The sequence below is a fragment of the Atribacterota bacterium genome, assembly GCA_028703475.1.
In the GTDB taxonomy this organism is placed as follows: domain Bacteria; phylum Atribacterota; class Phoenicimicrobiia; order Phoenicimicrobiales; family Stramentimicrobiaceae; genus JAQVMU01.
In genome coordinates, this window is sequence record JAQVMU010000060.1 from 1 (window position 1) to 9,936 (window position 9,936).

Annotated in this window: 10 protein-coding genes; 8 read left to right on the forward strand and 2 right to left on the reverse strand. The window is 34.7% G+C overall.

The features are described 5' to 3' along the window. Positions 1-304: 304 nt before the first annotated feature. The 8 genes from PHQ99_06600 (at position 305) to PHQ99_06635 (ending at position 5,430) form a co-directional block, all read left to right on the forward strand. Positions 305-511 carry a type II toxin-antitoxin system HicB family antitoxin gene (locus PHQ99_06600; GenBank protein MDD4289240.1) on the forward strand — a complete coding sequence of 69 codons (207 nt, stop codon included), beginning with the start codon at positions 305-307 and terminating at the stop codon, positions 509-511. Further along, on the forward strand, positions 511-735 hold the full coding sequence (locus tag PHQ99_06605; protein MDD4289241.1) for a type II toxin-antitoxin system HicA family toxin: 225 nt from the start codon (positions 511-513) through the stop codon (positions 733-735). The genes PHQ99_06600 and PHQ99_06605 overlap by 1 nt, the downstream gene beginning before the upstream one ends. A 290-nt stretch (positions 736-1,025) precedes the next feature. Continuing rightward, complete coding sequence (locus PHQ99_06610) at positions 1,026-1,247, forward strand: hypothetical protein (protein MDD4289242.1); 222 nt, start codon at positions 1,026-1,028, stop codon at positions 1,245-1,247. Between the two features lie 9 nt (positions 1,248-1,256). Then, positions 1,257-1,550, forward strand: a complete 294-nt coding sequence (locus tag PHQ99_06615) for a type II toxin-antitoxin system RelE/ParE family toxin (GenBank protein MDD4289243.1) — start codon at positions 1,257-1,259, stop codon at positions 1,548-1,550. Between the two features lie 958 nt (positions 1,551-2,508). Then, complete coding sequence (locus tag PHQ99_06620; GenBank protein ID MDD4289244.1) at positions 2,509-3,921, forward strand: NAD(P)/FAD-dependent oxidoreductase; 1,413 nt, start codon at positions 2,509-2,511, stop codon at positions 3,919-3,921. A 67-nt stretch (positions 3,922-3,988) separates the two neighbouring features. Beyond that, on the forward strand, positions 3,989-4,750 hold the full coding sequence (locus PHQ99_06625; GenBank protein MDD4289245.1) for a class I SAM-dependent methyltransferase: 762 nt from the start codon (positions 3,989-3,991) through the stop codon (positions 4,748-4,750). 61 nt (positions 4,751-4,811) lie between these two features. Next, positions 4,812-5,015 carry a type II toxin-antitoxin system VapB family antitoxin gene (locus PHQ99_06630; GenBank protein ID MDD4289246.1) on the forward strand — a complete coding sequence of 68 codons (204 nt, stop codon included), beginning with the start codon at positions 4,812-4,814 and terminating at the stop codon, positions 5,013-5,015. After that, positions 5,008-5,430: a PIN domain nuclease gene (locus tag PHQ99_06635; GenBank protein MDD4289247.1), complete on the forward strand. Its 423-nt coding sequence runs from the start codon at positions 5,008-5,010 to the stop codon at positions 5,428-5,430. Before PHQ99_06630 ends, PHQ99_06635 begins: the two co-directional genes overlap by 8 nt. 114 nt (positions 5,431-5,544) lie before the next feature. Here the strand turns inward: PHQ99_06635 and PHQ99_06640 are convergent, their stop codons facing one another. Both PHQ99_06640 and amrB read right to left on the reverse strand, forming a co-directional pair. Beyond that, positions 5,545-8,157, reverse strand: coding sequence for a DUF3160 domain-containing protein (locus PHQ99_06640; protein MDD4289248.1), 2,613 nt, complete (start codon positions 8,155-8,157; stop codon positions 5,545-5,547). A 19-nt stretch (positions 8,158-8,176) separates the two neighbouring features. Further along, a complete protein-coding gene (gene amrB / locus PHQ99_06645) occupies positions 8,177-9,862 on the reverse strand; it encodes an AmmeMemoRadiSam system protein B (GenBank protein MDD4289249.1) in 1,686 nt (561 codons plus the stop codon). Positions 9,863-9,936: the final 74 nt, after the last annotated feature.

Below are 9,936 nucleotides of genomic sequence, written 5' to 3' on the forward strand. Positions count from 1 at the left end.
GTATCAAAGAATGAGCTGAGAATTGTTTCTGACAATGTAAGTTGATTTAATAATAATTGGGATAGGTTCCAAGAGCGGAATTGTCCCCATTATTAGTTTTTTACAGTTTTTTGTTTTTAGTTTTAAAATCAATAATTGCTAGAATAATTGAATAAAATTAGTCACGTCTTTTATCTGAATTTTCTCCTGACAGTCTAAAACTTATTCTTTTATCATTTATAGGTTTTTTATGATAAAATATTTGATGAGTGCATTTGAGAGTTCTTAGTATCTTTTAAATTTTATTATATTGGAGACTGGAAGAATGAAATTTATTGTAACAATGGAAAGAGATGAAGATGGAATGATTGTGATTGAGTGTCCATCCATCCCAGGTTGTGTAAGTCAAGGGAAAACTGAAGATGAAGCAATGGAAAATATTAAGGATGCCATCAAACAATGTCTGGAGGTTCGTTCTGAAAGAGGTATGCCGCTAACTGTAAGTATGCGCGAGATTGAGGTATCCGTGTAATGCAAAAAATCCCTCTTTTGAGTGGGCAGGAGGTCGTTAAAGCTTTTATACGTCTTGGGTGGGAAGTGGCCAGACGTCGAGGAAGTCATATCATTCTTGTAAAAGAAGGACATATTGCTACATTGTCTGTTCCAAATCATCGCGAAGTTGCAAGAGGAACATTGCGATCACTAATTGCTAGATCCGGTTTAACAATTAATGAATTTGTTAACAAAATAAGATAATTGAACTTCTTGGGGAATGGTTTCCTGTTTGACGTAAGGATTAAATAAAGAACGTTCTTAACAATGTAATATAACTTGAAAAAATAATGGGGATAGATTTCAAAGAAGGGATCTATCCCCATTATTTGTTTTTCATCTATTATTATTTTATGTCTAAAACATTTCATCTTTGAGCCTTTTTCTAAAAACCTTCTTGTTATAAAGCAAGTAATGTACTTGCATTTACATACATTGTATGATAGTCTTTATATAAAGCAAGCTTAAATACAACATTAAAGAAGGTGTATTGTATGGATAGGAATAAAAAGGTAAATATAACTTTCAGGATGGAACAAGAACTGAGAGAAGTTATTGAGTGTATTGCCAAAGAAGAGAGGCGCAGTTTTAGCAATCAGCTCAATGTTGCATTGGAGGAATGGCTCAACATTAAAAATGAGATTCATCCCCAATTCCTGGAAGATATTCGGGATTCATTGGAATCCGGCCAACCTGAACCAGTCTGGAAAGGATAATCTCTTTTATTGGGTTCTCCATACAAACAAAGCGCCTACCCTAAATATAATCGCATTAAAAAGAAATTTCCTTTCCTTTTCAGGAAAAAGTTAAATGACATAGAAGATAAGATAGCTGCCAATCCTTTAATTGGAGAAGAAAAGAAAGTTGATATAAAAGGAATTCGTGTCCATAAGTTTAAATTGCTTGATCAGCAAATCTTGTTAGCTTATCAAGTTAATGAAGATAAGAAAGAAATTATTTTTGTAGCTGTTGGAGGACATGAAATTTTTTATAGAGATTTAAAAAGATATATGAAATAGTTACAGGTAAGGATTGTTGCAGAGAACAGTTCTTGGTTTTTAGTTTTAAAATTAACAATTGAAAGCATGAGTGCATGAGATTGCCTAATTATTCAATAGAAGGGCGGTCCATCTATCGATCGAGCTCATCTTTTTATTGATGGCTCCTGTCGTTTGGTTGACCTTTCCTACTGCAAACTCTTCTGAGTATCATGATAGCATAATTTAATAATTTAATAGATATTTGTATAGTACAAGTCGTTGGCCGTTAGTATTTAGTATAAGAAAATCAAAATCAGTAATAAGTAATCAATAATTATTGATGAGCTAAATCTGTATATCCTATAACGTTGAAATGCAAAAATATAATACTGTAAGCATACCTGGATGAGATTTTCAGGCCAATTAAAATTGGTTCGCAAGGACAAAATAGGGGAAATCTGGGCAATGACAGGAAAATAAAGATATTGGCAATGGCAGAAAGATTTCTTTTATATTTTGTCATTTCAAACATTTCATCTTTGAGTCTTTCTCTAAAAACTAAAAACTATAAACAAAAAAACTATCCAACTTCAAAGTATTGCCCGCATATTTGGATGATATTGCTTCAGTCGCAATCGCGGAATTCACAATGACAAAATAGTCGTGGTACTGTACAAATATGTAACATTGAGTAAACATTATAAATGTTGAGGGGTTAAGTTTAAGTAAATAGCAGTTAATCTTTGGTATTTAGGATTTAGTTCAATATATTTGTAATCTATATCCTGAATCAAAACTGTTACCTATGTCCTGGTTAAATGCTCTTCTTTTGTTTTCTCCCCCTTATCTTAACCCTCCCCCTCCGAGGGTAGAGGAGAATTTTTCAGAAAAATTATTTTATCCTGTATTTTTAATTAGCATTTACGTTATAAGGAATTCAATATACTTTCTACTATTATATAGTATAATAGTAGAAATCATTAATAGGAGTGATTAGATGATATATGATTTTGATTTGATATGTATAGGGCTTGGTCCTGCCGGAATGGCAGTTTCTGCTATGGGCGCAGAAATGGGTTTAAAAGTATGTGGCATTGAAAAGAACAAGATTGGCGGAGAATGCATGAATGTAGGATGTATCCCCAGTAAATCCTTATTAAGAATAGCCAAGTATCGGCATTCATTTATTAAATTACAGGAAATGGGTCTGGAGGAAGGCTCAATAGCTGGCGTAAAAAGCCCTTTTGAGAAGATTAATGAGTACCTGGAATATATTGCCGAAGAAAAGAATATGAAGATGTTTGATAAGGTAACCCTTATTTTGGATGAAGGAGAGGCGAGCTTTGTAGATTCAAATACTGTTCAGGTAGGAAATAGAACTATTACTGCCCAAAGAATTTTTATTGCCACAGGTGCAGAACCAATGATTCCTCCTATTAAGGGCATATCAGATGTTGATATCCTGACAAATCAGAATATATTCAATTTACCTGATTTTCCGGAAAGCATGACTATTATCGGTGGCGGGGCTATCGGTTGTGAGATGGCACAGGCTTTTAACAGATTAGGGACCAAATGCACCATTGTCCAGATGGATGATTTTTTAATTCCCGGCGGAGAAAAGGCTACTGGAGATTACCTGGAAGAAATTTTTAAAAGAGAAGGTATTGAGGTCTATAATTCCAGAAAGATAACCGAGGTAAAGATGGAATTTGGCAGCATAACCCTTCTAACAGAAGACGGGCTTAAAATTACTTCAGAAAAATTACTGGTGGCAGCAGGCAAGAGATTTGACTTTGATTCTCTTAAATTAGAAAATACCGGGGTAAAATATGGAAAACTCGGGATCGAAGTAGATGATAAATATAGAACATCAATTAATAATATATATGCTGTGGGTGATTGTAATGGCATAAATTTATTGACTCATGCTGCAATGCACCAGGGTATGTTTGCCATTATGAATGCCGTAAGTCCCTGGAGATCATTTAAATATAAAAAATATGTAATTCCCTGGACTGTTTTTACTGATCCACAGGTTTCAATGGTGGGTATGCAGGAAGAGGAGTTGAAAGAAAAAGGTATTAAATACCAGGTTTATACAGCTAGATATGAGAATTATGGTGCTGCTATTGCCGAGAATGTCAGTGAAGGATATATAAAAGTATTTGCCAATGGATGGGGAAGAGTTTTTGGTGCGATTATAGTTGGCGACGGCTCAGGGGAAATGATAAATGAATGGGCTTTGATTATTCAGAAAAAAATTAAATTATACAGTATATTATTTCTTGCGCATTCTTTTCCCACAATGGGTTTTTTAACAAAACGAATAGCAGAACAATGGATGATGGCAAAGATGAAAAGCAATTTTATAAAAAAAATCTCACGTTTCTGTTACCGTCGGCTGTAATCAATCAGTAATAATAATGGTATTGTAATATCTTAGCATTTGGAAATAAATAAAAGGAGGAAAAAAAATGAGTCAGGCTTACGGGAAGGAATTTGCCAGAGTATATAATAAAATGTGGGGAAGTTTCTCTATTAAGGCTTCATCTTATATTATGAAATTTTACGAGCATAAGGATATTAATAAATCCAACAGAAATCTCCTGGATATCTGCTGCGGTACCGGCCAATTAGCCTTAGAGTTTTTAAAGAATGGTTATCAGGTAACAGGACTTGATCTCTCTCCTCATATGATTTCTTATGCTAGAGAAAATACCAGAGAATACGAAACCAAAGGCGCAGTCAATTTTATAGAAGCAGATGCATCCAATTTTGAGCTTAAAAAAGAATATGGCTTAGCAGTATCCATCTATGATTCGATAAACCATCTTAATGATATAAAAGATTTAGGAAGTTGTTTTAAATCTGTATACCAGTGTGTTGTAAAAAATGGTTACTTTATTTTTGACTTAAGTACCAGCAAAGGTTTGAACAAATGGAATGGAATGCATATTGAAGATAAAGAAAATATCTTTTTTATGATAAAAGGGATTTTTGATACAGACAGAAATAATGCGGTTACCAGGGTATCTGGATTTATTAAAGAAGAAGATGATTTATATAGTCGGTTCGAAGAAATAGTCTATAATTATGTTTATCAATTAGATGAAGTTAAAAAAATATTGGAGGAGACTGGATGGAACCACGTTCATTTCTCTATTATTAAAGATTTAGACAAGAATATTGAAGAACCTGAAACAGAAGATAGAATTTTTGTTGTAGCTCAAAAATAATACACAAGAACCTTGACAGGCATAAAAAATAATGATAATTTATGCATAGAGGTGATGTATTATGAGAACAACAGTAGACATAGATAAAGAAATTTTAGAAGAAGCATTAAAGATATCAAAAATTCGTACAAAAAAAGAATTGATAAATTTATCTTTAAAAGAATATATCAGAAAAATCAGACTGAAGAATCTAAAGAAACGTTTAGGAAAATATGATTTAACAATTGACTTAAAGGATCTTGAAAAGGGCAGAGAAGATGAATAAACAAGATAGACTGATCCTTGTTGATTCTTCTCTCTGGATTGTTGCTTTAAAAACTAACTGTCCGGAAACTATACAAGAATTAGTTGGAGATTTGCTGGAGAAAGATATTGTTGCAACTTGCGGGTTAATTGTAGTTGAAATATTACAGGGGTGTAAAAATAAAAAAGAATATAATGAGTTATCTGAAGAATTGAATTCCCTTCATTATTTGGAGACTAATAAAGAAGTTTGGAATACAGGTGCAAAATTAGCTTATAGCCTAAGAAGAAAAGGAATTACTATACCCTCTGTTGATCTTTGTATTGCTTCTTTGGCAATATATTATGATATGACCCTCTATCACTCTGATCATCATTTTGAAATGATTGCTGATAATAGCTCTATAAATAGTAAGCAAATTACTGTTGGGATATAGTTTTAAAAAATGGCAAATTATTTTTATCGTATCTATGCTTAATATTTATTATTGTATTTTCTAAAAACTGAAAAATGATGATTAAAAACAAAATTTTTCAGCTGTTATGCCCCATTACTTGCTTGAAAAACTTCTAATCCATTCCGGCTCATCAGGCGCGTTGCTGCCTTTTAATATTTCTCTCCAGGCCTCATCAGTTAACCGTTCACTCATAGGCTGCTTGAATTCATAGTAACTGAAAACCGGTCCCACCCCTAACACAATATGCCCCTGGGGCAATTTATAGGCAATAACAGCTGTCTTAATAAAGCCGGTGCCTTCTTCCAGTACTTTTTTGGTATTTCCATCAGTATGCACATCAGCAACCATCACAGATTTTAAAGCATCAGGGCCAATATCTCCTCCTGCAATTGTACCAATTAAACCGGCAGAGATACCACCGAAATTTTCTATGAAGTCATAATCTGACTCTTCCAGTGATTTATTTTCTAATTCTTTTATGGATATATCCAGCAATCTTTGTAATACTTCGGCAAATCTTCCCAAGCCTGATTCTATTCTTAAATCTTCCAGTTGTTGTTGGGGAATCAATTTTCTAAAACCTGTTAAAGTCATATTGGTTAAATTCAACAACCTGTTATAAAATTCAGGAACTGGTTCTACATACCCTACCACCGGAGGCCGGAACATACCACCTCTTTCAGCCATGGTATAGCTTTGTTTTACATATAAAATTGTATCATGCCGCAATTGAGCCCATGAGGCCAGGGTGGTATTTAATTCTTTATCCTGCCAGGCTTGTGTTTGCATAAAGGTAGGATATCCCTGGTTAAACTCCCCATGTAACGATTTTAAGACATAAAGCCAATTCAGATAAAGATTTTTTAACCAGTCTTCCTGCCTGAAAGAATCAATATTATCTTTTAATTCGAAGAATTTTTTTTCATAATCACTATATTGGGTATCTCCGGAAGATTGCAGAATATCCCAGGCTCTCTGTGAACCCAGCAGTGCCATCAGGTCTAAGCCTCGAGGAACCCCCCGGACTTCTCTGGTGGCAGGAGGAGGGCAGGCTGCAACATCTGTTTTTACCCAGGTAAATGGTCGGTTACCCCTATATTCTTCATAATCGTCATTCCAGCTAAAAGTAAAGGGTTTTTCCTCAGTAGGCAATGGCAAACCTGGCCCATTATATTCACCACTATAAGGTGAGACTATTTCAGAGAATAACCAGGAATCCAGGGTAAACCGTTGACCCATCATTCTAAAACCTTTTGTTTGTTTAAGAAGTTCCCTGGCTTGAATTTTTAAGTCTTGAATTTCTTTTTCAGTAAGAGGAGGGCAGGGCATCAACAATTCACAGGCACCTAATCCACTGTAAATTTTAGGGTTATAGGGATAATTACCAATCATTTCTTTCAGTTGGTCATATTTTTCAATTAATCTATCTGAATTTATTTTGCCATTTTCTTTAGAGAATAATCTTTGCAGCACTTCACCGTATTCATATGGTCCTAAGTCATCAGAAAATCCTACCATAAAAGAGGTAATATTATAAACGCGATCCCATCGTTCCCGGATATCAGGGCTACTGATAAATTTTTCTGCCAGTAAAAACGCCTGCAAGGTCTGTATCTTAGCATCATAATCGGAAATTATTCCTTCCACACCACCACTGCACATTGATTCTCCGGGTGACAAAGAAGGCGAGCCTTCAATCAAGGCTGTCATTCTGCCAAACCACATTAAAGCCTTAAAATAATTCTTTAGTTTTTCTGACCTGGTATAATGACCCCTGGGCACATATTGGGAATAATCTTCCTTATATATATAAATAGGGGAATATTCCCAGCCCTTATGTTCCTCGATGAGCTTAATTTCTGCATGCACTAAATCCTTTACAAATTCCGGAATTTCAAAATTGTATTGCTCGAATTCTGCCTGGCTGAAGTATTGATAACTGGTCTGTTCACCATAAATATCTTTGACCCCGGCTATCATCATTTCACAGATTTCTGAGTCCATCTCTTCAGTACAGTATTCATCTCTCAGGATTTCATCACTGACAACCTGGTTTTTTTCTGGTTTTAAGAGTTCCATTGCTACAGAAAGATAGGCAATATTTCTCCTGGCTGCCTCTTTTAAATCACCTTCAGTTTCCTGGTAAACCTGCAACGATGCCTCAAATAATTCTTTACTGATTCCCCGGATATTCTTATAAAACAGATCCCGTTCCAAACGCATCAAGGTAGTATCAAAAAAGATATGATAGTAATGCAATAGAGAATCTGAAGTAATAAAAATAGGAACATCAATATTTTTCAAAACCTGGTAATATGCAACAAAATCATCTTTGGGATTGGATATTTCCCGGGTGAAATCCAGGAAGACCTCCTGTTCAGCTATATCAAGGGGAGTTGGGATTACTGCAAAGGAATTCTTTTCCAGCAATTGTAATGTTTCTGCGTTTAATGGCATCTTTGTAAAAAATTCCTGATAATTTTCAATATCAGCAGTGTTTAAGGGTAGAGAAAATCCAGGTATATCGGCATTTACTGCAAGTGGTTTCATAATAAAATCTTTCGGATTGATTAGTTGTTTATTAAGTTGGTTTGTATTTGCCAGAGACTGGAAAACTGTAAAAAACAATATTATTATAATTCCTATAGAAATGGATAATATATATATACCTTTATGATTAAATTTATTTTCTTTTGATTTTTTCATTTCTAAACCCCCTGATTTTTTATTTTATCAGTTTCAATTCTATTATACCTTTTTTAATAGCTTCCCATAACCTTTTATCAGATTTCTCTGCCAGATTTTTAAGAAATAATTCAGCTTCTATTTGAGTCATCAATATTGGCTTGCCTTCCTGGTTTTTTATTGGAAAGAGTCGAAAGGCGAGTTTATCAGTTGAAATATTTAAACCTACTGCCAATCCTTCTTTGGTTTCCGGCAAAAACTGCTGGTCAAAGATAAAATTTCCCAACGAATAAAATACCGGCTTACCATGAATTAATTCGATTTCCTGGACTACATGGGGGTGATGCCCAACAATTACATCAGCACCGGCAGTGATTATCCTGCAGGCTAAATCCCTTTGAGTATTAGAGCTGGTAAATTCATATTCATTACCCCAATGCATGCTGACAATGATAATCTTCCCGGGATTTGCCTGTCTTGCTTTTTGAACTTCTTTGGTAATTTCCTCGTGATAATCAACATAAGGCAATATCCGGTTAAAGGCCAAAAAGACAGACTGTTCACTATAGAAAAGACTATTATTTTTACCCGGGAAAACAGAAAAGGGAGAGCCAACAAAATTAATCCGGTATTCTTGCAGCCGGCTTTTTGTTTCTTCCAAGCCTTCTTTACCAAGATCAGCAACATGATTATTGGCTAAAGAGAGCAGGTTAATCCGGCTCCATTTCACGCCTTCCAGCACATTTGGATGAAAATAAAACTTCAATACATCACCTGAAAACTTTGGTGGATTTTCCACCACAGGTCCTTCAAGGTTGGCAAAAACAATATCGACACCTCTCAAAAGCTGCACTATTTCCTGGAAGGGATAATAAATACTGTTTTCTTTCACTAATTTTTCTATTCCCCGGTCAAACATCATGTCTCCACAAAACAGGATAGTTTCTGTTTTGATATTATTACCGGTTTCCCCTTTTTGGAAAACCACACTAAAATAGGAGGTTGTAGAGTCAAAATCATGCTGTATAAAATCAACAGAATTTTTCCGGGCAATGGCAGTGGGGTACTCACAGCCCCTTAATCCGGCAAAAAGCCTCACTAAATACAGGGCTTGCCAGCTGTCTACCTCTATATTTTCAAATTCCTCCTCCTCAAAATTTAATAACACTCTAATACTTTTTAAGTCATGAAATTTCGCAGCTTCTGCCGGCAGATAATGAGAAAAATCCACACTGGCAACAAGTAAAGTGTTAGCAGGAGAAAACATTTCAATTGTTGATGCCAGCTGATTTAGTTGTTCCCGTGAGACATTTTCCGGTATAAGAACAGGAATTATTTTTGTTTCCGGTAGATATTTTTTAATAAATGGCAGTAGATTGGTAATACCGAACTCAGCAATAACAGCATTTCTGTCTGATAATATATTATTAGTAATAGCCAGTCTTTTTAATAACTCAGTATTTACAGATACACCTTCCAGTTCAATAAATCCTTTTTCCCAATCTACACTGATAAAGGAATTATCTGCCTTAAGAGCTGAGCAATTGAAATGATCCGGGCTGAAAAGAATAATTGTTTCAGGATGCTGCTGTTTTGAAACAAATTCAAAAAAATCCTCAATAATTTCTTTTGCCAGAAGGTGATGCGGAACCACCCCACCTGTAATAGAATTCATATCACTGCTTTCCCCAACAACAGTGATGCTGAATAGGGCAATAATAAACATTAAAAATAAAAATTGTCTTATTTTTCTCATAGGCATTTAGGTATTGTGATTAAAACCTTAATCAAAGATTTAAC